General features: G+C 50.9%; 24 protein-coding genes. 9 read left to right on the forward strand and 15 right to left on the reverse strand.

The genetic code is table 11. The annotated features are described in order from the left end of the window. From H6G21_RS22630 to H6G21_RS22690, 13 genes are all read right to left on the reverse strand, one after another. Window positions 1-415 (reverse strand): tyrosine-type recombinase/integrase (locus H6G21_RS22630; protein ID WP_190576315.1); only part of this gene is annotated, 415 nt, incomplete at its 3' end. 279 nt (window positions 416-694) lie between these two features. Further along, a complete protein-coding gene (locus H6G21_RS22635; protein WP_190576316.1) occupies window positions 695-1,894 on the reverse strand; it encodes a glutathionylspermidine synthase family protein in 1,200 nt (399 codons plus the stop codon). Continuing rightward, complete coding sequence (locus tag H6G21_RS22640) at window positions 1,894-3,072, reverse strand: hypothetical protein (RefSeq protein ID WP_190576317.1); 1,179 nt, start codon at window positions 3,070-3,072, stop codon at window positions 1,894-1,896. The genes H6G21_RS22635 and H6G21_RS22640 overlap by 1 nt, the downstream gene beginning before the upstream one ends. Window positions 3,073-3,316: 244 nt before the next feature. After that, a complete protein-coding gene (locus tag H6G21_RS22645) occupies window positions 3,317-6,325 on the reverse strand; it encodes an AAA-like domain-containing protein (RefSeq protein ID WP_190576319.1) in 3,009 nt (1,002 codons plus the stop codon). After that, window positions 6,318-7,859, reverse strand: a complete 1,542-nt coding sequence (locus H6G21_RS22650; protein WP_190576322.1) for an AAA-like domain-containing protein — start codon at window positions 7,857-7,859, stop codon at window positions 6,318-6,320. The genes H6G21_RS22645 and H6G21_RS22650 overlap by 8 nt, the downstream gene beginning before the upstream one ends. 262 nt (window positions 7,860-8,121) lie before the next feature. Then, the gene (locus tag H6G21_RS22655) at window positions 8,122-9,624 is read right to left on the reverse strand and encodes a hypothetical protein (RefSeq protein WP_190576323.1); all 1,503 of its coding nucleotides are present in this window, start codon (window positions 9,622-9,624) and stop codon (window positions 8,122-8,124) included. Further along, on the reverse strand, window positions 9,624-9,947 hold the full coding sequence (locus H6G21_RS22660; RefSeq protein WP_190576325.1) for a hypothetical protein: 324 nt from the start codon (window positions 9,945-9,947) through the stop codon (window positions 9,624-9,626). Before H6G21_RS22660 ends, H6G21_RS22655 begins: the two co-directional genes overlap by 1 nt. A gap of 45 nt (window positions 9,948-9,992) precedes the next feature. Then, the gene (locus H6G21_RS22665) at window positions 9,993-10,715 is read right to left on the reverse strand and encodes a hypothetical protein (RefSeq protein ID WP_190576327.1); all 723 of its coding nucleotides are present in this window, start codon (window positions 10,713-10,715) and stop codon (window positions 9,993-9,995) included. Beyond that, on the reverse strand, window positions 10,657-11,004 hold the full coding sequence (locus H6G21_RS22670) for a hypothetical protein (protein ID WP_190576329.1): 348 nt from the start codon (window positions 11,002-11,004) through the stop codon (window positions 10,657-10,659). The genes H6G21_RS22665 and H6G21_RS22670 overlap by 59 nt, the downstream gene beginning before the upstream one ends. Continuing rightward, on the reverse strand, window positions 11,001-11,333 hold the full coding sequence (locus tag H6G21_RS22675) for a hypothetical protein (RefSeq protein WP_190576331.1): 333 nt from the start codon (window positions 11,331-11,333) through the stop codon (window positions 11,001-11,003). Before H6G21_RS22675 ends, H6G21_RS22670 begins: the two co-directional genes overlap by 4 nt. Then, window positions 11,323-11,460 carry a hypothetical protein gene (locus tag H6G21_RS22680; protein ID WP_190576333.1) on the reverse strand — a complete coding sequence of 46 codons (138 nt, stop codon included), beginning with the start codon at window positions 11,458-11,460 and terminating at the stop codon, window positions 11,323-11,325. The genes H6G21_RS22675 and H6G21_RS22680 overlap by 11 nt, the downstream gene beginning before the upstream one ends. A gap of 198 nt (window positions 11,461-11,658) precedes the next feature. Next, a complete protein-coding gene (locus H6G21_RS22685) occupies window positions 11,659-12,393 on the reverse strand; it encodes a hypothetical protein (protein ID WP_190576335.1) in 735 nt (244 codons plus the stop codon). Continuing rightward, window positions 12,390-12,683 carry a hypothetical protein gene (locus H6G21_RS22690; RefSeq protein ID WP_190576338.1) on the reverse strand — a complete coding sequence of 98 codons (294 nt, stop codon included), beginning with the start codon at window positions 12,681-12,683 and terminating at the stop codon, window positions 12,390-12,392. The genes H6G21_RS22685 and H6G21_RS22690 overlap by 4 nt, the downstream gene beginning before the upstream one ends. A gap of 189 nt (window positions 12,684-12,872) precedes the next feature. Between H6G21_RS22690 and H6G21_RS22695 the strand changes: the two genes are divergently transcribed. The 6 genes from H6G21_RS22695 (at window position 12,873) to H6G21_RS22720 (ending at window position 19,165) form a co-directional block, all read left to right on the forward strand. Continuing rightward, window positions 12,873-13,091, forward strand: coding sequence for a hypothetical protein (locus tag H6G21_RS22695; RefSeq protein ID WP_190576339.1), 219 nt, complete (start codon window positions 12,873-12,875; stop codon window positions 13,089-13,091). A 580-nt stretch (window positions 13,092-13,671) separates the two neighbouring features. Next, window positions 13,672-13,881, forward strand: a complete 210-nt coding sequence (locus tag H6G21_RS22700) for a hypothetical protein (RefSeq protein WP_190576341.1) — start codon at window positions 13,672-13,674, stop codon at window positions 13,879-13,881. An 83-nt stretch (window positions 13,882-13,964) separates the two neighbouring features. Further along, window positions 13,965-14,552 carry a Uma2 family endonuclease gene (locus tag H6G21_RS22705; protein WP_190576343.1) on the forward strand — a complete coding sequence of 196 codons (588 nt, stop codon included), beginning with the start codon at window positions 13,965-13,967 and terminating at the stop codon, window positions 14,550-14,552. Further along, entirely contained in the window at window positions 14,549-14,860 is a 312-nt protein-coding gene (locus tag H6G21_RS22710) for a hypothetical protein (RefSeq protein WP_190576345.1), read from the forward strand. Before H6G21_RS22705 ends, H6G21_RS22710 begins: the two co-directional genes overlap by 4 nt. A gap of 80 nt (window positions 14,861-14,940) precedes the next feature. Then, a complete protein-coding gene (locus H6G21_RS22715; RefSeq protein ID WP_190576347.1) occupies window positions 14,941-15,573 on the forward strand; it encodes a Uma2 family endonuclease in 633 nt (210 codons plus the stop codon). Between the two features lie 577 nt (window positions 15,574-16,150). Continuing rightward, window positions 16,151-19,165: a plasmid replication protein, CyRepA1 family gene (locus tag H6G21_RS22720; RefSeq protein ID WP_190576349.1), complete on the forward strand. Its 3,015-nt coding sequence runs from the start codon at window positions 16,151-16,153 to the stop codon at window positions 19,163-19,165. 139 nt (window positions 19,166-19,304) lie between these two features. Here H6G21_RS22720 and H6G21_RS22725 read toward each other — a convergent pair whose 3' ends face one another. Beyond that, window positions 19,305-20,096 carry a hypothetical protein gene (locus tag H6G21_RS22725; RefSeq protein ID WP_190576351.1) on the reverse strand — a complete coding sequence of 264 codons (792 nt, stop codon included), beginning with the start codon at window positions 20,094-20,096 and terminating at the stop codon, window positions 19,305-19,307. A 534-nt stretch (window positions 20,097-20,630) separates the two neighbouring features. On the opposite strand from H6G21_RS22725, the gene H6G21_RS22730 reads away from it, so the two are divergent. Together H6G21_RS22730 and H6G21_RS22735 are read left to right on the forward strand one after the other, a co-directional pair. Next, on the forward strand, window positions 20,631-20,831 hold the full coding sequence (locus H6G21_RS22730; RefSeq protein ID WP_190576352.1) for a hypothetical protein: 201 nt from the start codon (window positions 20,631-20,633) through the stop codon (window positions 20,829-20,831). A gap of 388 nt (window positions 20,832-21,219) precedes the next feature. Beyond that, complete coding sequence (locus tag H6G21_RS22735) at window positions 21,220-23,223, forward strand: site-specific integrase (protein WP_190576354.1); 2,004 nt, start codon at window positions 21,220-21,222, stop codon at window positions 23,221-23,223. A gap of 117 nt (window positions 23,224-23,340) precedes the next feature. Here H6G21_RS22735 and H6G21_RS22740 read toward each other — a convergent pair whose 3' ends face one another. Further along, a complete protein-coding gene (locus H6G21_RS22740) occupies window positions 23,341-24,429 on the reverse strand; it encodes a formylglycine-generating enzyme family protein (RefSeq protein WP_242042013.1) in 1,089 nt (362 codons plus the stop codon). Window positions 24,430-24,691: 262 nt separating this feature from the next. Between H6G21_RS22740 and H6G21_RS22745 the strand changes: the two genes are divergently transcribed. Next, window positions 24,692-25,222: a transposase gene (locus tag H6G21_RS22745; RefSeq protein WP_190576388.1), complete on the forward strand. Its 531-nt coding sequence runs from the start codon at window positions 24,692-24,694 to the stop codon at window positions 25,220-25,222.

Here is a 25,222-nt window from a genome sequence, read left to right on the forward strand (position 1 = left end):
GCAAATAGGTCAGCAGAGATCGCCGAAAACTATGGGTACTCACCCCCCGAATCCCCAAATAATCCACCGTCTCCCGCAACGCCTTATCACAGGCCCGAGTCGTCAGATGCCCCCCAAACCGACCGGGAAATAGATAGCCCGACCTCGGCAACTGCGCCTGGTCTAACAGCTTGCGTAACGGCGGCGCGATCGCCACCTCGCGGGTGCGTTTCGTCTTAGTATTCTGCGCCCGATAGACCAAGTGAGACTTCAGCACATCCTCCGCTTGGAGCTGCACCACCTCGCCAATTCTTGCAGCAGTATAGTAAGCAATTTGAAAAATCAAGCGATGGGGTTGGGGCAACTGAGCAAACACCCGATCGAGATCGTCTGCTTGTAAGACGGCAGCTTGACCATTGCGATCGACCTTAGGCATCAGTTCCTATTCCAGTCTTTTACGAACTCAATTTTACTGAAAATTCAGGGGTTCTGGCCTCTGACCGGAACAAACCCCTCAAAAATCAGACTCTATTGAGAATCCATGCCCTCAATTGAGAATCTTGAAAATCTCACTCAAGCCTTGCGATCTAGATGAATCAATTCACGAAATGTTGCACTTGTAGTAATGCTCAAAAAATCAATAGTAGTTACGATTACGACTGTAGTTTCTTAAACGCCATCATTGAGATTGAGATCATTTTGAAACCATAGATTATCATCCTAAAATCTTCGGATACCCAATCGGCACAAACTTTGCCAGGTTATTAATCACTAAATCCCCAACCCGCACCGCTACCCCCGTTGGTTGACCATTGACTAAAAAACAAGAAAATTGCTGACTATAGGTTTTTCCCTCCAGTTCCAGCACAGGCATCTCAACATACTGCTGATACACCTTAGGAAACACTGCGTATTCGGGGGCAGGATTAAACAACGTTGCTTGCTCAGTCCCTTTCACGATTTCCACTTCACTCCCCTCCCGGCCAAACGTGGGCTTGGCGACATAGGGCGGTTTCAACGCATCAGGCGTCATGTAGGTGGGCAGAAAATGACGCTGGACTGTCTGAGACAACGCTGAATCGTTCTGCTGACCGTACAACTCAGTACTGAGGGCCAACAACGCTTTGTTCTGAAGCACCATGCAATTTACAGGGTTGATTAACGCAAGCTTGCGATCGAACACTAACGGCTCCAGCGCTGCCCATAGAGAATCCCCCGTTTGCGGATCTCGGTCTTCAATCATCCATTCCGTCGGATAGACCCGATAGAGGATATCGATCGGCTCGTCTTCATCGTCATAGGCGGCTGTTTCATCCATCGAAATCGATTCGATCGGGCAGAACCAAGCTGGATGCTGGGAAAGAGACGCGAGATATTCTGCGGTGCCCACGTCTTCGGGTGCATCCCCGATCGCCGCAAAGATAACATTGCAGTTCTCCAAATCCTTGCCGATCGCCGCCGCCGCCAGCTTGAGGTAATCATTCAAGCCATCCCGAAGTATCTGTTCTGAGTGGGCATTGGGATCGTCATACCCAAAGTGCCGAGCCACTAACCCATTCATCTTGAAGGTTTCCACGATAAACGTCGCAACCTCCGCATTGCACTCTAGGAGGTAGATGCCCTCTGGGGTCACAGCAAAATCACACCGCGCAATGAAGGGGGGTTGAGCCGTCGATCGCAACAGATCAAACGTCTCTGGAAAGTAGCCATACGCCAACAACTGCTCATCACTGAACCCCTGCATCACTGAACCCGCACTGAGCAATACCTGCCAGACCGCCTGCGCCGCCTGCTGTATTGCCTCGATCAGAGATGGCTCTACAGGAATCACCCCGTAATAGGCGTAGTCCTGCGGCTCATACCAACTAAAACTGTCCCGATACTGCTCAAAAAACGCACGACGTTCATTACCCATCAACCACCACCACTCGATCTGCTCCAACCAAATCCACTCGATCGCGAAGGACTGCTACGGGTATGGGAGCGGACAAAGGTTCCGTCACTGCGCGTATGCCCTTTAACTTCCACTGAGCCGCCGCCTGCACTAGAAGTCATCACGGGAGGCGGGGCCTTGGGATATCGACGTAAGCGAGATTCGCGATAGCGTTGAACCACGGGAGAGCTGCTGATATTGGAGGCAGTGGTCACTGCTGGAACAACCGGGATATCTGCTGAAGCGATGCTGATGTCTTCCTCCGCTGTGAATGCATCCACGGGAAAGTCTTCTACTAACAGAGCCACCTCATCACTGCAAATACCAGGTAATTCAGCTTGTGCAGCCTTACAGTTTTTTAAGTTCGCGATCGCAGACTTAGCGGATTGTAGATTGCGTTGCGCGATCGGCAGAAATTTCGAGGCATCTTCTGAAACCGTTGTATTGCCGGGAATTTCCCGCAACAGCAGCACAATCCGACTCCATTGGGTCGCGGCATTCAGCAGATCGGCCATCTCTAGGGGGAACTTATCCTTAGTGTTGTTCGCAACGGTCTTCGCAGTTGTTAACACCGTTTCCATCTTCCGCACGGACTGCTTCTCTCGCACGAGCCACTGGTCTACCTGGGCTTTCTTGGGACGTAGTGCCTTCAGACCCTGCTGGGCTTGAGCGTAATTTGGACTCTGGGCGGGTATTTTTTCTAGGAGTCGAATGGCCTGCCCCCACTTATCGGCGGCATTCTTCAACCGTTCCTCAGGATGGGGAGGATTATTTGCAATCTCTAAGGCTTGATTATCCAGGTCTACAGCTTTCTGGAGGTTTTTAGAAATATCACTTTCTTCGCTAATTCGTTGATTTAGTTTTTCCGCCAAGGGACGAAGCTGTTTCAGTTGCTCCTGGGCTTGCGGGTATCCCATCAGTGGAAGATTGGGTATAGCTTCCAGTAGTTGAATATTGCTTTGTAGGCGCTGCTGCTGGGCCTTGAGGTTGTCTAAATTATTGTTCTTGCTGACATCTCCGACCTCTGCTAACAGGCGGGGCGTTTGGTCAAGCGCTTGTTTTTGGGCGGCTAAGGATTGCACCCATCGCGTGGCATGGGGGAAGCCAACAATACCCAACAGTGTCAATATCCCTGCTATGAGAAGGGGTTTGGGTTTCATAGTTTAGTTTGCGGTGAACGAATAACATGGGGGATTAAAGAATAGATACACCGCTAGCGGTTATTCTTCCTTAAGAAGAAGAACTCATATTCTAATCATAAAAATCACTTCGAGGTTATTCTTCCCCAGCTCCTAGAACCAACAACTTCACCCGTGCTAACTGCGTCCGGAGCTTGGCCCATTGCCGGAAACTCTCCGCCTTTTGCTGTGTACCCCATCGAACAGGGTAATGGTTTGTATTTGCTCATTTGGCTATAGAATCACACAGTTTCTTGTCCTCGGGGGAGACGTTGGGATTGCTTTGTAGGTAGTCGTGGAGCCAGTGGCAGCTTCGGGTCATGAGGTTATCGAGATCCAGATTCCACAAAATGACTGTCTTGTCCGCACTGCCACTCGCAATTGTCTTGCCATCAGGGCTGAAACTCGCGCTAGACAACGAATCGCGATGACCTGGAAGAGTTGTGAGGATTTGTCCATCTATACTCCATAGTTTGATGGTTTTGTCTCGACTCGCACTAGCAATTACATGCCCATCTCGGTTGAAACCAACACTTTGAACTCCATCACTGTGGAGCATTGTTTTTAGTAGCTGACCATCTATACTCCATAATCTCACGGTTGCATCCCAACTACCACTGACAAGCATCCTGCCGTTCGGACTGAAGTTCACGCTGTATACATCGCCAGTATGACCTTGGAGAGTTTTGAGTAACTGTCCTTCGCGAGTCCACAGCTTTATCGTCTTATCTTTACTCCCACTAGCGATGATCCTGCCATCCGGACTGAAGTTCATGCTGTATACATCGCCAGTATGGCCTTGGAGAGTTTTGAGTAACTGTCCTTCGCGAGTCCACAGCTTTATCGTCTTATCTTTACTCCCACTAGCGATGATCCTGCCGTCCGGACTGAAGTTCACGCTGTATACATCGTCAGTATGACCTTGGAGAGTTTTGAGTAACTGTCCTTCGCGAGTCCACAGCTTTATCGTCTTATCTTTACTCCCACTAGCGATGATCCTACCGTCTGGACTGAAGCTTACGCTAGTAACGTTTTTGCTATGACCTTGGAGGGCTTCAGGTCCACGTCTTTGTAAGATCCACAGTCTCACAGTCTTATCTCGACTTGCACTAGCAATCATACTCCCGTCTGGACTGAAACTTACACTCATAATAGGAGCGAGATGTCCTTTCAGGGTTTTCAATAGGTTTCCTTCTACACTCCATATTTTGACTGTCCTGTCCCAACTCCCACTAGCAATTATGTTCCCATTTGGACTAAAGCTAACACTCTCAATCCCATCGCTATGCCCTTTAAGAGCCTTCAGGAACTGACCACTCTCCACACGCCATAATCTGACTGTTTTTTCTTGCTGTCCACTAGCACGGGCAATCAGCCTTCCATTCGGGCTGAAACTTATACTGTTGACCTCATCATCATGCCCTTTAAGAGCCTTCAGGAACTTACCGTTCTCCACACGCCACAACCTGACTGTCATATCATTGCTTCCACTAGCAATCAGTTGGCTATCGGGACTGAAACTCACACTTTTGACCCCATCTGCATGGCCTGTGAGGGTTCGTAGTAAACGCCCATCCACACTCCATATCTTGACCGTCTTGTCATTCTTCCATCCTCCACTAGCAATCATCGTGCCATTGGGACTGAAACTCACACTTTTGACCCCATCTGCATGGCCTGTGAGGGTTCGTAGTAAACGCCCATCCACACTCCATATCTTGACTGTCTTGTCCCAACTCCCGCTAGCAATCATCGTGCTATTGGGACTGAAATTCACACTTGTAACTATGCCAGTATGACTTTCTAGCCGGTTTTTCTCCTGTATTCCATACACAATTTCACGCAATGTTCCAATGAGCATCATCCGCAGATCGGGGTTAGTATCCTGTCCTAAGTTTTTCAATGTCTTTGCTGCATGGGTTGCTTCTAGTAATGCATCTAAACCCATGCCATCGAGCCAAAGACGATCAGCATGCACTCTCTTAGCGAGAGTATCTAACTGCTGTTTCTCCCCCTGTACTTGCTGTTTTTCCTTCTGTACTGTTAGGTACTGCGACCATCCAAAAATTGCCAACGGTAGTGACAAAACCAATAACACCGCTGCCAAGACCATTGCTGTCCGTTGTAGTCGTTTCGCCCAGTTCACCGGCCAATGGCGCTGAATCCACCCTAAGTCAAACACCTGCCGATAAATCCGGTTCCGCATCCGCAGTACTCGACCCTCTCGCCACACCACCCCCGACATCTTCAGGTGAGACTTGATAATCGACTGCTCCTCATCCAGCACATCCCTCCCCTTCCACACATCCCGATAGACCGTCAATACCTGCTCAATATCCGGTGCCCGCTTGGTCAACATATCCCGCACAAATTGCAGATTGTTGTCCTGCTCACTTCTCGCCCCCAAAAACGTCTCCGTCACCAACTGCTCGATCTCCACCGGATCAAACCCCTGTATCAACCCATCCCGATAGGCCGCCGCAATCACCGCACAGAGCCGCTGGGTCAAATAGGGGTGCCCATTCGTCCAGTCCAACACCTCCTGCAATACCCGCCTCGCCTCCGCTTCAGGCAATCCAAATCCCTCTGCCAAGGGCAACGCCTCCGCCAACGTAAAATCTGTCAAATCCACCCGACGGCCAATATTAAACGGCGTTCGCTTTGCATCCTGAATTAAATCCCCCGGCGTCGCCACTCCAATCAGCACAAACGATAACTGCCGAAACGCTGGAACCTGTGCCCGTGCTACATATAGATACCGAATCGCCGCAAAAAAGTCGTCCGTAAACTCCAATGTCAGCGTCGAATCAATCTCATCTACAAACACCACTACGGGTTCCGCCACTTCCGCCAACAGCACCCGCTCACAAAACAACGTCAACCGCTGCGACAAGCCCAGATGTTCGTGGGCCTGCCACCACTCCACCCCATCTGTGTCCAGCATCAGTTGATCCGTCAGCTTCACCACCAGACCCAGATACCACTGCTCAGCCGTCACCTTCGAGCCGAGATCCTGCAAATCCACGATCGCCGATCTCACCCCTTCCTCTTCCAGAGTCTGCGCTGTCCGCACCATTAAACTTGACTTCCCCATCTGCCGAGGCGTCAACACATAGGCAAACACACCCTCTTGACACAGCGCCAGCAGATCCCTATCCGCCGCCCGAGGAATATATACTCCCTCCTCATTGGCCTGAACCGTTCCCCCGACAGTATAGATGTTGCTGTCAGCCATGCAAGTGCTCCTGGAAAAAGGCTGCATAAAGTTGACAACGCGGTACAACACGTTGTCCATCCCGGCGTACTAATCCTGCTCCCCGCAACCGGAAAAACAGCCGTTCATCTTGACAGGTCTGCTTGTTCAGCACTTGTAGCAGTCCGTGCACCAGTTCCTGCTTGTCGTGCATCCGAAACAGGTGATAGCGCAAATGATCCCCAAACGGCCCCCGCTCATGGGCAGCCTGTTCAAATAAATGGTCGATCGTGATTTGCTGCGTTGCCACCAAATACAGCGCCCGCCGTGTCAGGTAGGGATGCCCTCCTAACAACTCCATCAACTGCCCGACCTGAGTTAAGCTCAGCGGAGATCCATGGCGCTGATTGAGTACCATCACCTGCTCAGCATTAAAATCTGTGAGTTCCAGCACCTGCCCCACGTTAAACGGCGACTGGTTGAGGTTATCAATCAACTGGTACGGCTCCGTCGAAGTCACCAGCGCCAAATCCAACTGCTTCCACACTGGCATTGTGGCGCGGCTATTATGCCAACTTCGCAACATGCTAAAGAAGTCTGATCTAAACTCGGTGTCAAAAATGCATTCCACCTCATCCATCGCTAAGACCATCGGCACGCCTAATTCCTTCAGTAGGTAGCGCTGCACATAGCGAGTACAGTTTTGGCAATGCCCTAAGGCATCATTCCACAGCTCCTGCACCCGATCGTCCATCTCCAATACATCGGTGAGCCACACACAGAACTGCCGAAAGAATTGATTAGCATCGGTTAAAGCCGTTTTGTCAAAGAGTTGAAAATCCAGAAAGGCAACTCGCTTATTCATCGCTCCCGCCGCCCCGATTGTTCGCAAGAGTAGCGAACTCTTCCCCATTTGACGCGGTCCTTTGATAGTGATGGTTACCCCTTGGCGTTGAATCGTCTTCAATGCGATTTCATCAGCTTCCCGCTCAACATAGAATGCTGATTCTGGAGCCATTGTTCCTTCTGGCATTTCCAGTGTTGGTATCGGTTGAGCAAAGGGTTGGGGTTGGGGAATCGGAGAAGGCACACTGGCTTGAATTAAATCTGCCTTCGCTTGGGCTGTCTCAATGGAGAGTGAGTTGCCCGCGATCGCCCGCCGTAACTCTGCTAGTAGTCGTTCGGTATCCTGTGGATCCTGCCAAAAAGCCCAATTAATTTCGTTTAAATAAGCACTTAAGGGATACTGAAACGGTTCCTGATAGGCCACCCGTACAGGTAGAAGCTTAGGCTTACCATGCTGCTTCCCCAGATGATATGCCGTCTCAATTTCCCCCTTCACCATCTCACTACTGACTGAGTAGCCAGACAGCAAGGGAATGAAATAGTCTGCCTGTCGCAGTTCAGCTTCAATCTGTGCGGCCCACTGTGTCCCAACCGTCATCGTCTGGTCAATAAAGACTGAATAGTCTTGGCTGAAAGCACGAAAAACTTCTAGTGCAACAGGTTCATCCGGTGTTACTCCCCGTTTGTAACTGATGAAGATCCGGATAGTTGAGCGCGATGACGTTTCCATTAGACCTTGAGATGCGGCAGTTCCCTATTTTTTCAGCCTAAGTCATCTATCGATTTTCTGTACCCTGATAACGTTTCTTATTGTTGCGTTACTCAATGCAGCCTAAACAATACCGGTTGATTAGGAAAGTAGACGGGGGAGCGCTTGATTTAGGTTATGTGGGCATCATCGACGAGGATGGATAAACTGACTCGGCTAAGAGCACATTCGTCAGATTGGTGGGAGTACGTCTTAATTCTTGGCCCAACTACTAACAGTGGGCCTACTCGCCATACTTAGCTTTTAAGCTCTCAAGCCACCGCTTACCCTCTCCAAATTTGCGGCCACCGGCACCAAACTCAAAGACATCACGAATGGTTGCAGTGGGTGAGAGGTTCAAAGCTTGCAACGCAGCCCACAGAGCCTGTTCTCGATCGGCTTCCAGCCATTGCCCCACGGCTTTGGCATCCTCCTTTTGGCCCTTGGTAATCAGCAAATTGATTGCATTGATTAATGCGGTTTTTAGCTCATCTGAGGAGGGTTCATAGGCATCGTTGTCATCAAATGACGGCTCCTCAATGTCCGTGCTGAGTAAGGATTCTAGGAATTGCCGATCGACGGTTTGGGGTGGGGGACTAGAGGTCGTGGCTACAAGTTCGATCGGATCACCATTGTTATCCAACTCGGGAACCGAAGCTGGGAACCATTCACCGTTGGAGTATACCAGGGCAGGGCGTTTGACCCCTTCTAAAGCGTGGGTGAGACGGTCGCGCAGTCCTTTGTTTTGTTGAACCCCGAGCTTGAGCATACTGGTGTCTTTCATGGCTTTCCCGATGCCTTCACGACCCGGAAAAATCAGCGTCATTTCATCGCGGGTTTCAGCATTGCTGCCAAAGACCTCGGAGTTCATATTGGTGGATACTTGGCAGAGCCGACGGCGGATTTTTCGGGTAACAGATTCGTAATTAAGCTTCCACTCCTCAACGGTCTTAGCGACCTTTCGGCCTTGGGACTGGAGGCGTTTTAGCGTTGCTTTACCTTCCTCTAAGACAATCAGCCGAGCAGGAAAATCACGTTTGCCCAGACGATACTGTGCAATATCTTGCGTGATGAATTTATTATCCTCCGCCATTCGCGTCACCATTTGTGCATAGTCATAGAGGACTTCACAGCCTGCCCAGTCTGCCTCAGACCCATAGATATCAAAGACGGTGATGGAGGCATTAAGAATATGCTTACCAAGGTACTTAACCAGGACGGACTTACCGCCTCCCATCTTGGCAACCACCCCTAAAATGGGATGCCGATCGGCGTCTCTTAGGTCATGCCAATCAAAAAAGGGGATTTCTTGGGTCGTTGATAATACCGATGCTGGAGCCGTCGATACACCTTGAGAAGCCTCCGGGGGGGGGCCTGAGGGCTCGGAGCCATTCCCCGTCGGGTTCACAGTCTCAGCCGCAACGTCCACCACATAATCCGCCATCCACGGATTCTCGGCATAGAACTCTTCAGCTGCTTGGAACTGTGCCTTGAGCTGTTCCCCTTGCAGTCTGGCATCGGCATAGATTTGACGGTTTCTGATGGCGATCTGTGCGTCAATATCGTCGAGGTAGGCATGTCTCCGCTGTTGTTCCACCTGGTACAACAAAGCGGAGGACAACGCCATCGATGAAGCTGCTGCTGCTAACCGTAATGGCAGTAACTGAGTGCCCCCGATCGACGCGATCGCGGCTGTCAAAATGGATCCTCCCATCAGAAGACCCATGGTCATAGGACGTTGGGCCATTAGGAACCTCCGAGCAGTAAGTCCCAGTGGGCCAACAACACAGCCGCCAAGCTCGCCAGACTCATGACCCAGAATTGGGCATCCCGGTACGCGATCGCAACGATCGTCAATGCTAACAACCCAAACGTGCCAACAATCCAGCAGAAGGGCGCAAATAGCGGAATAGTACGACTCAGCAGAAAGAGGAATAACCCCGAAGAAAGCACCATCAGAATTCGTGCAATTTGGTGCATTGCGTCAATTGTTGTGAAGCCAGGATGCTGCTGGTGCTGAAATTGATAATCCTGAAATTCGGAATACTCATCATTAAACAGTGGAAACATTTCCTACAACCTCTTAGCAAGAAACAAGAAACAAATGGAGCAATCTTAGCGACCAAACCAATTCACCATACGATCGAACCAGCCAATCCCACGGCCATGAGCCCCTTGTGTCCCATGGGTCAGGAGTTCCATTCTGCGTTTTTGCTGGTTGGCTTGCAGATTGTCTACCATCATCTTGGTGCGCGCGATCGGAATACGTTCCTGCTCCTTGCGCTCTGCACGGCGATGTTTCATGGCGATGAGTTGCAAGGTGGTTTGGAAATTCAACTCGCCCAGTGCTTGCTGGGATTGTTGTTCCGCACGCATAATGCCAATTTTGCGGTGAGCTTCCTGATTGAGGTGCTGAAGGTGGCTGCGATAGCCTTGGTCAGCCAGCCATGCATCCAATACTGCCTTGTCGATTTGCTTGGCGGCAGTGGTGCCCGCTTTGAGGATCCTCTGAACAAACTGTTCATATTCAAGCTGGCCTTGAATCAGGGCTTCAAAGTGCTGCTCTAAAATCGGAAGAATCTGCTGTAAGTCTTTCATGCGCTTGGCGCGATCGGCAAATTCGGCCAACTCAAGATCGCTCATTTCACCAATGCGAGCTAAGTCAATGCCAAATAGGCGATTTACGGATCTCAGCGCTGCACCTCCGTGGGAGGCCACATGGGAATGAATGTTGTGGTTTCCCCGCCCGCCGCCTGATTGCTGGGCATATCGACCAGGGTTAGGCGTGGTGGGAATAACTGTGGGTAGTCTGCCGGGACTGTGAATTAGGTTGGGCATAGTGAGAACTCCTGAAAGAGATGAGAATTAAGCCGAGACCCAGTAAGCAAATGAACAGCGACGCCACTCGCACCCAGGCTTCGGTGGTGGTGTCTTTGGGAACCGGTAAACCATAGATGTTGTTGAGCGCGTCAATGAGGCCATCATCGTCGCCGCTGTAGTGAAAGGTGGTTCTGTCAGGCCGAATATCAATTTGACAACTCACATGCACGGGGCGCGGGGCGATTGGGAAAGGGGCGATCGGGGGCGCGGTAACCAGAGGTTGCTCCACTAGCGGAGTCTCATTCACGGTTTACTCTCCCTTTGGTGGCGTAATTGGTTGATGGCCTGGAGCCGCAATTGCCCTCGGGTAATGCCTTCTGCCGTTTCGGTTTCCCAGTGATTCACCACACACCAAGGATCGCCATAACAAGGAGACTTGGGAGACTGAGACTCTTTGACCGCTGTATTCCACACATCACGCGCGATCGCACTAAGAACAACGTTGGTATCTTGGTTGTCTTCCGCCTTGTGAGCACCGGGGATAGAAGCCATTCCACCCACGATCGTCACGCAGGCACAACCGATACAGAGCCAAGTGGTTCCTCCCCAATCCAAAGGGTTAAATTTAGCTTGCATAGGTCACCTCATAGATGGCGAAAAGGGTGCCCATTGCAGGAATGATGAACGGAGAGAGAGAGTAGGTAATCATGGCAAGTCCCGCCATGCAAACAACTGCGCATGTTTTACGAATGAGGCTTTCCATCAGTGATTTCCTTCACGACTTTGATAGCAGTAATCACCAAGGGAATCGCAGCGATCGGACTGAGCGGAAGCACTAAACTCAGGACAGCGTAGCTTAGACATCCTAGTAAAGCGCCTGCGGTGGTGATTCCCCTGGCCCGGTGATGAACTTGCAGCGAGATCAATCCATGGAGCTGACCGATCGCTTCTAGGCGGGGCGTCAGATCTGGAACCCTGAAAGGATCCCGGCCAAAGGGCGTTGATTGGCCTCCCGATCGGCTTCCCACTGTTCTTCATCAATCCAGGCTTGAATTTCGTCCACAGTCAGGTCAGTCCCTAACGCTGTAAAACGGGAACCGAAGTCCGTCCAAAGGGTTTCAGCGGTTGCTTGAGAACTCCCCAGAAACTGGTCGTATAGTTCGCCTTTAAGGGATTCAAGTTCCGCATCCAGAACAACAGCATCCGCAATGTGGGTAAGAGGTTCGTGCAGACCTCCAATCATGGCTGCAAATTCGTGGAGTCCTCCAGCCACATTAGACATAAAGCTGTTGGCATAGCTGTGGAGATAATTGTCGGAATCGGTTCTGCCTTGTTGTTGGGCAGCAGAGATGGCCGATCGACTCATTTTCTGTTGAGCCTCCACCATTGCGCCTTGGGTCTTTTGTTGTTGGCGTTGGCGAAGTTGAGCAGTGGTCAGTTTGCCCTCACGAGAGCTTTGCGCGTTGCCACTTCCCGAACTTCCGCAGGGCTGACCACTTCCCGATTTTCGTCCGGGGGCTTTGGTCTTGGTCCGTTTGGAAGTGGCGGAAGTGCGTAATTCATCGGCTTGCTCAATGAGTGCTGTCAGCTCCGCAGAGTCATCTTCATAGCGATCTTTCAGCTCAATGTCCAGACTGGCGGAGACTTCCACGAGGAGTTCCATTCCATAAAGTTCTGTCAGTTCTTCGATCGTCATGGTTCAACTCCATATTGTTTGAAAGCGAGATTGAGCAAAACGGGCTGAGTTCGCAGTTTGGCGTAGAGTTGTCGGCTATGGATCCCTGGAGCTAAGGCCAGAAAGCGGCGCATTCTTTGGATTTCCAAGAGTTCTGTTTCAGTCAGGGGGCTACGGATGGGGATCCCCAAGGCTTTGAGATCGCGAAGCAATCGTTTTCGATCTCGATCTCCTAGCTGGTGCCGCGCTCCGGACGTGGTGTAGACAACGGTTTCACCACACTGCCATTGGGCTAGGCAAATCGTATTCATGGGTATTGGATGTTCTAGGGTGGCACCACATTGGTACGGACTAAAGTTCCAGGGTGGTACGGGTTGATTTAGATGTTAACATCTAAAAAGTAACTGTCAAGATGTTAGAAAGATGTTAATTAGTGACAGTCTTGCTAAAAATTACGAACCATCTACTATGAGGGGTGCTACTCAATGGATACCGAACAGATGGCGAAACGTATTAATGTCACGCTTTCTGACCCTTACCACGCCGATCTTCAGCGCTGGGCAGAAACGAGGGGGGAACCCCTGGCCACGTTTGCAACCTACCTGCTGAAATTAGCGATCGATGAGGCGAGACGGGCAGGGGAAATCCCTCCTGAACCTGTGCCCGAGAAAACTACGGGTAAAACCACAAAAAGTAAGGGGCGATCAACGAAGCGCTAAGGGGTGAGTGGCTCTGGAAAGCTCTCTAGATAGCGCGATGGCTTACTTCGGTCTGTGGAGTCTATTGCCAGCTTCTGCCCCACATTAATTGGTTCAAAAACGTTCCAATGGAATCATTGAAAATACCTCACTTGATGGGTTTTCAGTGGTGCACTGATGGGGAGACACAATACTGATCGCTGAGGGTGAAAGATTGGCGATCGATGTTTCCACCCCATCAACAACGCAAACTAGAACGCAGCGACACGAGCGGAATCGCTATACAACCAACAGCATTGACTTACTTTGAGCGGCTGCACCCCCAAGAAAGCCTTCCATCGCGCCAGCGTCGAGCGGGGGACTTGGTAACGTAGTCTGCGATGTAGAAAGTGCCGTAAGTCCCCAATCGACCACCGATGCTTTGAATAGGAGTCTGCACAAAGGATTGACATGGTTGCGTGAGATAAATGGTGAGACCGCAGGATTAGTCCCATGGGATAGTCCCGTTATTTGTCCCACAGGTGGGCAAAAACATGACAACATGTAAGGTACATGTACTGAGTAAGTACTTTAACTGTTTGGAGGTTCAAAGGGATAAACTATGTATATAAAACTGTTTTGTGCCTCCCCTGAAATGCCTTCGGAAAAGCCTCGGCTCACCATTTATCTCGACGCGGCCACCAAGGCTGAATTAGAGGTGTTAGCAGCCCTTAACGATCGCCCCGTCAGCAATTACGTGTTGCATTTGGTGAAACGAGAAATCCAGCAAGCTAAGGCATCAGGAGTTCTCACAGACAAGACTCAGCAGTGAGGATGTACGCTAAACCCTGCGATCAAAAGATGAAGCAAGCCAAGTAAAAAAAGATTTTTTCAAGCAAACAAGGTGAACGACTCATGACGATCGCCGTACAAAAATTGACGCTCAAAGAGTATCTGGCCTACGAAGACGGCACAGGGCATCGCTACGAATTAGTGGATGGAGAATTGGTTCAGATGCCTTTAGGGACTGGCAAGCACAGTGATATAAGTGACTTCTTAACGGATGAATTCCGAGATGAAATCAACCGAACCGAACTGGATTGGATCGCAAAAGCCATGAAAATTGGGCTGCAATCCCCCAGAGGCAGCCGTTGGGAAACCTCCAGAATCCCAGATGTGGTGGTTTTGCCCTTAGAACAATGGGAATCAATGGCCGATCGTGAAGGATTCATTCCCCTGAATGAACCCCAGCCCATCCTGGTTGTCGAAGTCGTTAGTCCCTCCACTGTGGCGATCGACTATCGCGCCAAACACAGCGAATACGCGGTTTTAGACATTCCAGAATACTGGATTGCTGATCCCATCGAGCAAAAAGTAACCGTCTGCACCTTGAAAGATGGCGCATACAGCGATCAAGTCTTCACAGGCACGCAGGTGATTACCTCCCAAACTTTTCCTGGATTAAACCTGACTGCCGAACAAGTCTTGAGGGCGAAAAGATGAGCTTCACTACAGAGAAAGTTCAAGCCGCTGTCGATTCCATCTTGGAAACCCTACAAGAAGGCACCAGCTCACTACACAGTGAGGCCCTAGCTGCCTTCAAAAGTGGCAACCACGATCGGGTTAAACGGCTAGCCAGCACTAACCTTGCGGATAGCTATTGCCGCTCCTTAGGCTATTTAGGATCCGCTTTAAAGCTCACGCCAAACACCGACACAATCTTGGCGGAAGCTGCAAGAGCCGCCGCAGACTTCGCCAAAGAACGCGAGCTGCATCGGTTGAGCCAAGCAATTCATACCGCATTGAACTAATGGGGAAATTGCAAACCTGAAAACCTGCCTTCTACCAGCACAACTCCTAAGTAAAACTCCTAAGTAAAGAGTGAAGCTCTATGACCATCGCAGTAGAACGCCCAACCCAGCTCAAGCCCTTCACTTTTGAGGAATTTCTAGCTCAATATGGCGATGACGATCGCTATGAACTCATTGATGGAGAGATATTTGATTTGGAAGCCACAGGCCCCCATGAAGAAGTTGCCGCGTTCATCGATCGCAAGCTAAATGTCCAAATCGACCATTCTGAACTCCCCTACTTCATTCCCCAACGCTGCTTGATTAAGCCTTTGGGCGATTGGACTGGACTCCGCCCTGATCTCGTCGTACTCGATAAAACCCAGTTAAGTGCTGAACCCCTCTGGCCTAAAGAAGCCATCATCACGCTGGGTCACTCAGTCAAATTAGTCGTTGAAGTGGTCAGCAGCAATTGGCAAAATGACTATGCTCGGAAAGTCGATGAATACGCCATTTTAGGCATTCCAGAATATTGGATCGTAGATTATGCCGCGCTGGGCGGATTGGAATTCATCGGTCGCCCCAAACAACCCACCCTGACCATTTGCATCCTCGGTAACGATGGCTATTACGAAAAACAGCGATTACGAGGTGACGATCGCATTTGTTCCAGCATCTTCCCAAGCCTGAACCTCACCGCAGCCCAAGTCTTAAGCACAGGGAGTGGATGCTAGTCACTGTTATGAGAAGATTGCGCAGAATTAATCGCTATTATCGCGGTTACTGATCTATGATCTGAAAACTTCCCAAGGGAATTCGATCCCTCCAGAAGCGTGAGGCACAGATTCCCTCACAAACCAAGTTTTTCACTGACCTCAAGGAGGAATGCCAATGAAACAGCCCCGAATAAGCTAAAAACCCCAGCGATAAAAATCACTGAGGCTTCGAGCTTATTCAAATCATCGAAATGCTTGGGCGGGATGACTAACTCGTTTTGCTTGGCGGCTTGCAGTTAGAAATCCTTCCGAGACCCAAAGTGGCGTAGCCTCTTTGGGGGCTTTGCCTTGCTCTAATTATAGGCATGGCAATGGTTGCCGTGCAACTTTTTTTGCTTACAACCAGCTTTCCCAAGCATTTCCATCGGGTGAAGTGTGGTCTCAGTTTTCCTAAAACCGTTGCTACAAGAGCCTTCTAGGATCCAACCTCACAGTCCAAAAAGGTAAGATTTTTCCTAACTTTTTTGAACTTGTAGCAACCCAAAATCTGACCGCGCTTACCCTTGTCCACTTTTTGCCAGGGAAGCGATTTGTCATGTCATTAACGATTACGACCCCCGTTCTCACCGCTGCTTCGACCAAGCACACCGCCTTCGATCGGGAATTCATCCAAGGCTCTGCCATCCATCCCAGCCTCTACGCCGCCACGGTGCAGGTTGTGGGGGACCTAGAACAGGATGCCGGTGGTGATGCCGCCACACCCATCCACGATGCCCTGAACTGGCGCTATGTCCGGTTTGGCCACACAGTGAACACCACCCTGCTGGCCGCCCTCTTCCTGAATGAAGATGGATCCTACTGGCAGGCCAAACTATCTGAACCCAAACAAGACCGCAAAACGGGCAAAACACGTAAATACGAAACGCCTGTTGGTAACGGCGCACGGGCCTACCTCCCCAGCGTGCCACCTGAGATCCGGCAGAAAGTCAACCAACGCCAGCAGATAGAATGCCCTACGGAAGGCTCGTTCTGGGACTTCATCGCCCAGCATCCCGAAATCCCGATCGTCCTGACCGAAGGGGGCAAAAAATCCCTCGCGGCCCTCTCCCAAGGGTTTGTGGCGATCGCGCTCTATGGGATCAATGCAGGCGTGAACAAGTATGAAACGATCGGGGGGGAACGCATTCGTCGTCTTCAGCCAGAACTGATCCCCGATTTACAACGGTTTGCTGGGACAGGCAGGCCGTTCACCCTCGCCTTCGACCAAGATACGAAGCCCAAGACCCGCCATAAGGTGGCTAGCGCATTGGCCGATTTATCTTGGCACTTGGAACAGCAAGGCTGCACGGTCAGGATTGCCACCTGGGAGGGTCAAAGCGGCCAATGCAAAGGCTTGGACGACCTGATCGTAAATGCTGGGGCTGAAGCATGGCAAAACGCCTACCAACAGGCCATCCCAGCCCGCGAATGGCGCATTATGCAGCAGCTTGCTGCCCAAATCAAACGCCAGCCAGATTTAGCGATCGGCACCCAAGAATTCTCAGAAGTCGCCCCAAACCTTCCCAAGGCAGGCATTCTCGCCCTCTATGGTGGCAAGGGGACCGGGAAATCAGAGGCCATCAAACAGATCCTGACTGGACAGTCCTGGCTCTCCGTCACGCCACTGGTCAGCCTGGGGCGCGACCAAGGCGAAGCCTGGGGCGGAGTATTCATCAACGACGGCGATATCATTGGATCCCAACTCCTCAAAGACGGGCAACCCGTGCATGGCGCATCGGTCTGCATCCCCTCCCTCACCAAGGTCAACCGGATCGAGGCAGACGTTCTCGTGCTAGACGAACTCACCGCCACCCTGGAGTTCCTCCTTGGCTCCAAACTGGCCAATAAAAACGGTCTGCGTCCTGTGCTACTCGATGAATTCATCCGGCGGGTGCAGAGATCGGAACAGGTGATTCTGGCCGATGCCGATTTGACCGAAGAAGCGATCGCCTACATTGAGGCGATACGGGGTGAGCGGGCTTATTTAGTGCGCAGCGATCGTCAAGCCCTGACCTATCCAACCTGGATCCTAGAAGGAACCCAACCCCAAGCGATCGCGGCCCTGACGGAACGCTTTCAAACCCTGCCAACTCAGCAACTGATTTACCTCAACTGCGACAGTAAGACGCTGGCCGATAGTCTGGCTAAACTTTTACAAGCACAGGGCATTTCCAGCTTGCTGATCACCAGCGATACCAGCGGCTGCGCAACGGAAGCAGAATTTCTCGCTAGCCAAGGTCGAATGCTGCCAACCCTCATCCGGCAAGGTATTCGCGCCATCATCACCAGCCCGACCGTCACCCAAGGCTTCAACATCAAGGCCCACACAGAGCTGATTGATTCCGTTTGGGGCTTCTACAAAGGCGGCAGCATCACCGCCCATGCCATGGCGCAAGCCCTCGACAGAGTGCGCTCCAACGACGTACCCCGCTTTGTCCACGTTGCCAAAAAGGGCAGCGCCTACAGCAAACTGAGCAAAGCCCAAGCGATCGCGCCATTCTTGAAGGAATTCAAGCAAATCAGTACCGCTGCTGCTCGCCTGGTGCGGCACCAGCTCAATCCGATGACCCTGAACACCGTGGATGGCCTGGATTGGCAATCCCAGAACCTGAAACTCTTGGCTTCCCTGGAAGTGCGCCGCAATCGGGGGATGGTAGCATTACGGGATACATTGGTCGCCTTACTGCGGCAGGAAGGCAAGCAAGTGCAATCGCTACGGCCTACCGTTCCCACTGCGGCCACCAAAGCTGCTAGTCGAGAACTCAAAGCCGCCCAACAGCAGGTGACCCAAGCACAGGCCCAAGCGGTCGCCCAGGCAACCCCGATCGATGACGCGGAAGCTAAACGTCTGTCAGAGCAAACCACACCCCTCACGCCAGAGCAACTCCTCAGCCTGACCCAATGGCAGCTTGCCCGCTTTTATCGTCTCGACAACCTGACGGCAACCGATGTGCTGTTTGATAAAAAAGGCGTCACCCAACACCACATCCGCAACCTAGAGGCAGCGCTCTCACAGGCAAAAGCAGAAGAACGCACCGCCCACAGCATCCACCAGAACCCTGACACCCCCCAAGATTGGGACAAAGCCGCTGTGCATCGCTGGATGATGGAACAGTGCGGCATCCTGCCGCTGGTGGTACAAATTGTGCGCCAGGAAGTCACCCAGTTCACGCCGGAGATTACCGCACCGATCTCGCAGTTTGTTCGTAACCATGCCACCGAATTTCGCATTGGGTTTGGTTATGCCAAGCTCGATAAAATGTCTGACCAGCAAATCGTAGGCATTCTGCTGGGGCACTACGGCATTCGCAGCAAACGTCACCGACGACGGAACGCCTACAGTGTTGACCAAGCCCATTTGGAGGCGCTTCTCAATGTCCTGAAACGCAGGCAGCAAGCCGATCCACAGGGAGCGAAAAAAGAGAGTAATCCAGAGGTCTGGATCTCTCTAGAAAGCCCAATGGAAGAAGAAAGAGAGGAAGATGGACAAAAGCTAAAAACGTCAGATCTCAGCAAAAGGATTGTCGGATCTGACCAGTCCCGTGGAACTGAAGCGCCAGTTTCTGCTTGAATTTAATTGAATCCAAGAAAGTCGCAAAGTCAAAGCTGTTTCAAGGGTTCATCATAGCTAGCTGGCATACTGGATTCTGGTTCTATAGCCATGAAGGCTTTCACCTTGTACCGCCATCCTATGGTAGGAGAAAGCAGCATTAGCAGCACCGCTGGAATCTGAAACGGCTGAGATCTTGGGTTGTTTGGATTGCTGATCGGATCAACGTGAGCGTGGGATTCTGTCTTGCCAGTTCAGCGGATCGGCCTTGACCGATCGCTTCCATAGCTGTGAGGTAAATCCTAGACATTAGATCGGTTGGTGAATGCGATTGTTCGTCGTAGTCCCAACTGTTGGCGTCAAGATCATCCTCTTCGATCGTTGCAGTGCTTTCCTGGCATGCATTAGCTGCCGCCTTGAGCTGCTCAGGTGTGAATTTTGCAATCACTAATTCCTGGTTATCAGGCAGATTCCTGATTTGCTGTATTAACTGTTCAAACTTCTTCGAGTTGTGTTGTTTCGATTCGATCAGGTGGATATCAATGAGTTTTTGAAGAACTTTGCCCTGGGTGAGGTTGAGTAATTCTGCCAAGAATCGAATGAGATTGCGGCAAGTGGGTGTGAGTGACCAGCCCGTACGCTTTTTGGGGGGCGATGGGCAATCATTCACCTCCATTAGCTTTGGCTGTGCGTCATCAAATCCTCTCAATAACTGGCGATATTGACGCCTGTAACGCCTTGGGTTCAACAGCAATTGCAACACAGTCACCCGCAACAAGCGTTCCACGAACTCTCCTTTGGAGAGCGACAACTCCTGGGCTTGCTGTTCGATATAGGAGTTATACACCTCCTCTACAGCGATCTGAAAGGACTCCTTGTTTTCGAGGTCAGTCCCAGATGGACCTCGCTGGCTCTGTTTGCCCGTTGTCGTTTCTTCTACTAGCTGTTTCATATCTGGTTTTTATTGCAAATGCGGCTGATTTTAGGACATGCGCAAAGTGATAGGGCCAGCTAAGTAGGATGAAAATGCCTGAAAGCCTTGTCATATAAGGTTTCTACAACTTAATGCCAATGGATGACCGTTGCTTGGAATGCTGAGATTCCTTGGTGAATACGTGAAGGGTAGAAGCCTTCTGATCACAGATCACAAGACTTAGCAGTCTTCTGATGCAATGCCTTCATTTATCGGCCTTTAGGTCTTGTGATCTACAGTTTTTGGGGCTATTTTTTCAACTAAAAATCGGCTTTTTTCAGATATTTTTCTGGTTTAGTTTGTGCTTTTATTTCTTAATATTTCTTATATTTTTGATCAGTGGTAGTTGCAGTAAATAATTAGCTCTTGTGATCCTGAAATGTGCTCGAAAAGCCCCTAGCCAAGCCGATTGAAGGGCCATAGAATGCAATTGTCCTGAGAACACGAGTGCCCAAAATGAAAACAAAACGAAAAGGGTTGCGACGATCGAACTTATGTAAGGGGAAAAAGTGCATGCGACATGTTCCAATTAATCCCTATGAGGAACTGAAAAAACGTTGCACCGTGAGTATCACTCCCACAGGTCTCAAGGGACTAGATGCGCTATGTGCAAAGCTCCAAATTTGTCGCAGCGAGTTTCTAGAACAACTGGGGCGTGGCTTGATTTCTCTCGATTCTAGGCATTTGCTTAACCTAGAAGAAACGCTGGATTGAGAAGGGATAAGCATTGAGAGAGTGCGTAAGAGCTAGATCAGAAGAATGTACTAGATTGCGCTGAATTTTCTTCATTGATCGCATCTTAATAATCGATTGGCTATGCCTCTCTAGCATTTATTTACGACTTGTAATTTATTACGATTTTGATTTTATTTATTACTGCTCATGTCGTAAATAAGAGCTAATTGATTACTGAGATAGGCTTTGAAGAATCGCCTAAAAGCAAGGATTTCGCAATAGAAAACGTTTCTTTTGGGTGTACACTAATTCCAGTGAAATAAATCTTGTGCAACTAACTTAAAATCTTGAAAAGATTGCCCTTCAAAAAGTTAGCTCTTACGCACAATCTAGGTTTCGAACAAAAATTTTTCCTTGAGTGATCAATATGAAATCTAACTTGAGCTTGTGGGATGCAGTGCAAGATTATTTGCTGCATCTCAGTGAATTCAAAGACCCAAAGAGCTGTCGATCGACTGCGAATCAATTGCGATCGGCAATGCTGAGGTTTGTTGCCTTGGGCTTGGGGTCAGAGCGCGAAAATCCTCGAGCAAAGATGTCGAATCACGAGAGTCAAGCCGCGATCGATTTTCTCGATCGGCTACCCGTTGATCAGGTGGCGAAGGTGCCTCGGGCTTTGCACACAGGTTTTTCCCAGCTGAGAGCCTCTGAGGCCAGCCAGAAAAATTACGCTAGCTACATTGGCGGCTTCATGGCGTGGTCTAAAGATCAGCCTTGGCATCCTGGCTTACCCCAAGCCTTTGAGAAGCGGTGCCCAAAGATGATGGCGCGGGGCAAAAGCAGGAAAATTGCCAATAAAATCACCCATCGATCTGGCAAATACAAGAAATATGCACTAGATCAAAAAGACATGTCGCCTGAACTGCTGGCAGACTTGAAACAATTTGAAGCATTTCTCAGCGATCCTCACCATCCGGAGCGCTTGACAGGTGTCCCGCCCCTCAAACCGAGTTCTGCGAAGGCGTATCTCAAGAATCTGAGATTGATGCTGGGATTTCGGGTTCGGCACGATTCAGATCCGATCGAAGCTTCGCGAATCCAGCTTTCAGATCTGGTTCCGATCTTGTCGTCGTCGGTGCTGGATGATCTCAGTCGGCCATTGCAGCGGCAACTCCAGCAGCAAGCCCGTGAGACGTTTTCGCGCTGGTGGCATGGCTATTTGGTGTTTTTGGCGGATGCGATGGAATCTCGCAGCCCGCGAACGACCATGAATAAATTGCTGGCTTTGATGGCGTTGGCAAAATTTCTGTACCGAAAAGAGGTGTTGTTTGAAACTGATTACGGCTCTATTTTTGTGATGCAGGTGATTAACCAACTGCTGAAGCAGGCGATGCATGAGGTCGGGCGTTGGCGATCGCGCAAACAAACGGTCAGTAAATTCAGCGAAAAGTGGCTAGATTACGATCCAGAGCAGGAAACCATCTTGGATGCAATTTATAGGCGCATTGTGGAGCCGCTACGCTTGGAACTGGCTGTGCGTGACCAATATGGGCAATATCGCCAGCCGAGGGCGATCGCCAAAAGTCTAGCGCACTTTTTGCTGTGGCATCGTATGACAACTTACCCGGCGCGGCGACCTGGCGAAATTCGCCAACTGAAGGTGGCGCTCTTTTGTCCAGTGGAGAAGCCCCCTGAAGTTCCAGCGGATGGCTATTATTTCCCGCTGCTGCCGAACCAGTACCGGGAGGTCGATGCCAGCGGGAATCCAACGGATAACTGCCTGTATCGCATTTACTCCCATGACAGTGGGGGACAGCTTCAGGGCAAATACATGCTCCAAATTTGTGGCTCAAAAACCCATGAGAAGTATGGGATGCAAGAGTTCCCGATCGACGATGAGATGTTTGAGGATCAAACGACGCTGTATGGCCGTTATCACGACTATCTTTGTGGGCGCTGGGTCGTGGGCGGAAACAAGCATGATTTGCGCTATACCTGGTGGCGGTCTGAATGGTACGGACAGCGGGGCCGATGGGTCTCGAAGGGGCGGCAGGAGTTTAATCCGGAGGTGTTTGCTTTACCGAATCCGGAGGGGGTGGGGATGATTGTGCCGTGGGGCTATCTGTTTCCGGGGCCTCTGACAGGAAAATGCATGTCTGAGGCGAACTTTGGCAGATTTTTTTCCAATCCGGCGATGCGGCTGACGAACAAAAAGATTACGCCCCACATGCTCCGGAAGGTGTGGGCTACTTGGGCGATCGAGGCTGGTTTGACGGAGCGGGAGGTGCTGGCGGTGGCTTACCTGATGGGGCATTCCACAGCGACGTTCCATGCAGACTATGCCCGCCCAACGTCTGAGGTGCAGCGGCGATTTCTGGATGGTTTGCTGCGGCAGCGGGCGAAAAATCGGGCCAATCCTCCAGATTGTTGAGAGGGTGGGGGAGATTAGGGGCGTGAGGTGCGCGGAATTTGCAGAAAAAATTTCGCGCACCTCACGCGAGGGCAAAGGGCAAAAGAGACCAGAGCAGAGGGCAAGAGGACAAGAGGGCTAAGGGCTAGGGAAGAGTCTTGGGGCTGAACAGACAACACGAAAACCGAGGATGAAGTTGCGCGCACCCGCAACAGTGAGGTTGCGAGAGGCAGAGCGACAACGCATAGGAAGGCTGCTCCAGGAGCCGCCGCGCAGTACATATGATCTATCTTCGCCCACGTCTTGATCCACCCATGCACTGCCATCGATAGTCGCACCTTCATAACTGTCATGCCAGTGGTCGGCACACCATTCCCAGACGTTGCCGTGCATCTCGCACAACCCAAAGGCATTGGCAATGCCAAACTGATCGACGGGGGTGGTTTCTTTTCGGTATTCCCCTTTGGGGCCATCGTTGTAGGTGTAGTTGCCGTCGTAGTTGGCGAGGTCGGTGGTAATGGTCTCCCCAAAGTGAAACGGGGTCATGGTTTCGGCACGGCAGGCATATTCCCACTCCGCTTCGCTAGGCAGGCGGTAGGGGCGGCCTGTGTGGGCAGAGACGCGGGCACAGAACTCAACGGCATCGTGCCAGGACACCTGCTCCACAGGGCGGTGATCCCCTTTGAAATGAGCGGGATCGGGGTCGAGTTCCTGGTTGATGGGGGATAGGCCTGCGACCCATCGCCATTGGGCTTGGGTAACCGGATAGCGTCCCATGAAGAAGCTGGGCACGGTGACCTCGTGTTGTGGACCTTCCCTATCCATCCGCTCAGGTTCATCCTCTGGGGAACCCATCAGGAAGCTGCCCCCTGGGATTAGTACCATCTCCAGGGTGGTGGTGTCACCTAGGGGTTCGGAGTAGTATTGGGCGGTGCCGGGGATGCGTTTTTGGATGAGGGTTCCGTAGGTTTCTTGACTAACGGATTCAGAGTGGACATAAGAGTAAGCATAATTGCTCAGTACCGCGCGAAAGTTTCTTTTGTTCACGGGTTGGCCCAACTTTTGCCCTAGGACTCGAAATAATTTAGAGCCTTCTTCGCGAATGTGACCGAGACTGTACCCTAATCCCATCTCCTCATAGGTATAATTTTCCCAAGCACGACGAAAAATATCTTGGTGTAAGTTGCTCAAAGGTTCGCCCGTGGCTTGATGAAAGAATTCATTCATCAGCCTTAGCGCTTCATCACACTCCATATCATCCGCTAAGTATTTTCTTCTCCTTAATCTAACTATTCAGTAAACAGTCTGCACTTTGAACTGGTAGACCGAATCAAGATGTAATCAGATATCATTACCTGGTGCCCAGGCTCTGCCTGGGACACCCCATCCCCGAGGCTCCGGCCTCCCCATCCCGATCGCGCCTACGTCCGATGACAATCCCGCATTTTGGGGCAAGCTAATCGGTAACGGAATGCTGACCATCCTCACCATGGCCCGATCGCGCTACCGATTTATTGAACAAGCTCCCCATTTCTTGACCTGTACCGTTGTGAATTGGATTGATTTGTTTAGTCAGCCAGAGTTGGCGCAAATTATCCTCAACTCATTGGATTTTTTACAACAACAGCAACGGTTGGCGCTCCATGGTTACGTGATTATGGAAAACCATTTGCATTTGATTGCGTCATCCAAAAACTTATCCAAAGAAATCGCTTGCTTTAAATCATTTACGGCCCGATCGATTGTGGATTGCCTGGAACAGCGGCGATCGTCTCCGTTGTTGGCGCAATTGCAGGCCCATAAGCTGCCGCATAAGACGGGTCAGCGGTATCAGGTGTGGCAGGAAGGGTCCCATCCGCAAGCGATCGTTAGTGAGGCGATGCTAGTGCAGAAGTTGGACTACCTTCACAATAATCCTCTGCGGCGGGGCTATGTGGATGATCCGGCCCATTGGCGCTATTCCAGCTATCGCAATTATGTTGGGCAGGCGGGGTTGTTGGCGGTGGAGGTGCTGGGGTGA

Origin of the sequence: Alkalinema sp. FACHB-956 (genome assembly GCF_014697025.1) — a bacterium.
GTDB lineage: Bacteria > Cyanobacteriota > Cyanobacteriia > Leptolyngbyales > Leptolyngbyaceae > Alkalinema.

Bases quoted from the DNA above. Each gene is read 5' to 3' on its own strand.
- H6G21_RS22645 (WP_190576319.1), bottom strand. From the start codon at position 6,325: ATGGCTGACAGCAACATCTATACTGTCGGGGGAACGGTTCAGGCCAAT.
- H6G21_RS22685 (WP_190576335.1), bottom strand. From the start codon at position 12,393: ATGACGATCGAAGAACTGACAGAACTTTATGGAATGGAACTCCTCGTG.
- H6G21_RS22680 (WP_190576333.1), bottom strand. From the start codon at position 11,460: ATGGAAAGCCTCATTCGTAAAACATGCGCAGTTGTTTGCATGGCGGGA.
- H6G21_RS22635 (WP_190576316.1), bottom strand. From the start codon at position 1,894: ATGGGTAATGAACGTCGTGCGTTTTTTGAGCAGTATCGGGACAGTTTT.
- H6G21_RS22665 (WP_190576327.1), bottom strand. From the start codon at position 10,715: ATGCCCAACCTAATTCACAGTCCCGGCAGACTACCCACAGTTATTCCC.
- H6G21_RS22700 (WP_190576341.1), top strand. From the start codon at position 13,672: ATGTATATAAAACTGTTTTGTGCCTCCCCTGAAATGCCTTCGGAAAAG.
- H6G21_RS22735 (WP_190576354.1), top strand. From the start codon at position 21,220: ATGAAATCTAACTTGAGCTTGTGGGATGCAGTGCAAGATTATTTGCTG.
- H6G21_RS22705 (WP_190576343.1), top strand. From the start codon at position 13,965: ATGACGATCGCCGTACAAAAATTGACGCTCAAAGAGTATCTGGCCTAC.
- H6G21_RS22640 (WP_190576317.1), bottom strand. From the start codon at position 3,072: ATGAAACCCAAACCCCTTCTCATAGCAGGGATATTGACACTGTTGGGT.
- H6G21_RS22675 (WP_190576331.1), bottom strand. From the start codon at position 11,333: ATGCAAGCTAAATTTAACCCTTTGGATTGGGGAGGAACCACTTGGCTC.
- H6G21_RS22660 (WP_190576325.1), bottom strand. From the start codon at position 9,947: ATGTTTCCACTGTTTAATGATGAGTATTCCGAATTTCAGGATTATCAA.
- H6G21_RS22710 (WP_190576345.1), top strand. From the start codon at position 14,549: ATGAGCTTCACTACAGAGAAAGTTCAAGCCGCTGTCGATTCCATCTTG.
- H6G21_RS22655 (WP_190576323.1), bottom strand. From the start codon at position 9,624: ATGGCCCAACGTCCTATGACCATGGGTCTTCTGATGGGAGGATCCATT.
- H6G21_RS22690 (WP_190576338.1), bottom strand. From the start codon at position 12,683: ATGAATACGATTTGCCTAGCCCAATGGCAGTGTGGTGAAACCGTTGTC.
- H6G21_RS22745 (WP_190576388.1), top strand. From the start codon at position 24,692: ATGGCCCGATCGCGCTACCGATTTATTGAACAAGCTCCCCATTTCTTG.
- H6G21_RS22650 (WP_190576322.1), bottom strand. From the start codon at position 7,859: ATGGAAACGTCATCGCGCTCAACTATCCGGATCTTCATCAGTTACAAA.
- H6G21_RS22725 (WP_190576351.1), bottom strand. From the start codon at position 20,096: ATGAAACAGCTAGTAGAAGAAACGACAACGGGCAAACAGAGCCAGCGA.
- H6G21_RS22715 (WP_190576347.1), top strand. From the start codon at position 14,941: ATGACCATCGCAGTAGAACGCCCAACCCAGCTCAAGCCCTTCACTTTT.
- H6G21_RS22740 (WP_242042013.1), bottom strand. From the start codon at position 24,429: ATGAATGAATTCTTTCATCAAGCCACGGGCGAACCTTTGAGCAACTTA.
- H6G21_RS22695 (WP_190576339.1), top strand. From the start codon at position 12,873: ATGGCGAAACGTATTAATGTCACGCTTTCTGACCCTTACCACGCCGAT.
- H6G21_RS22720 (WP_190576349.1), top strand. From the start codon at position 16,151: ATGTCATTAACGATTACGACCCCCGTTCTCACCGCTGCTTCGACCAAG.
- H6G21_RS22730 (WP_190576352.1), top strand. From the start codon at position 20,631: ATGCGACATGTTCCAATTAATCCCTATGAGGAACTGAAAAAACGTTGC.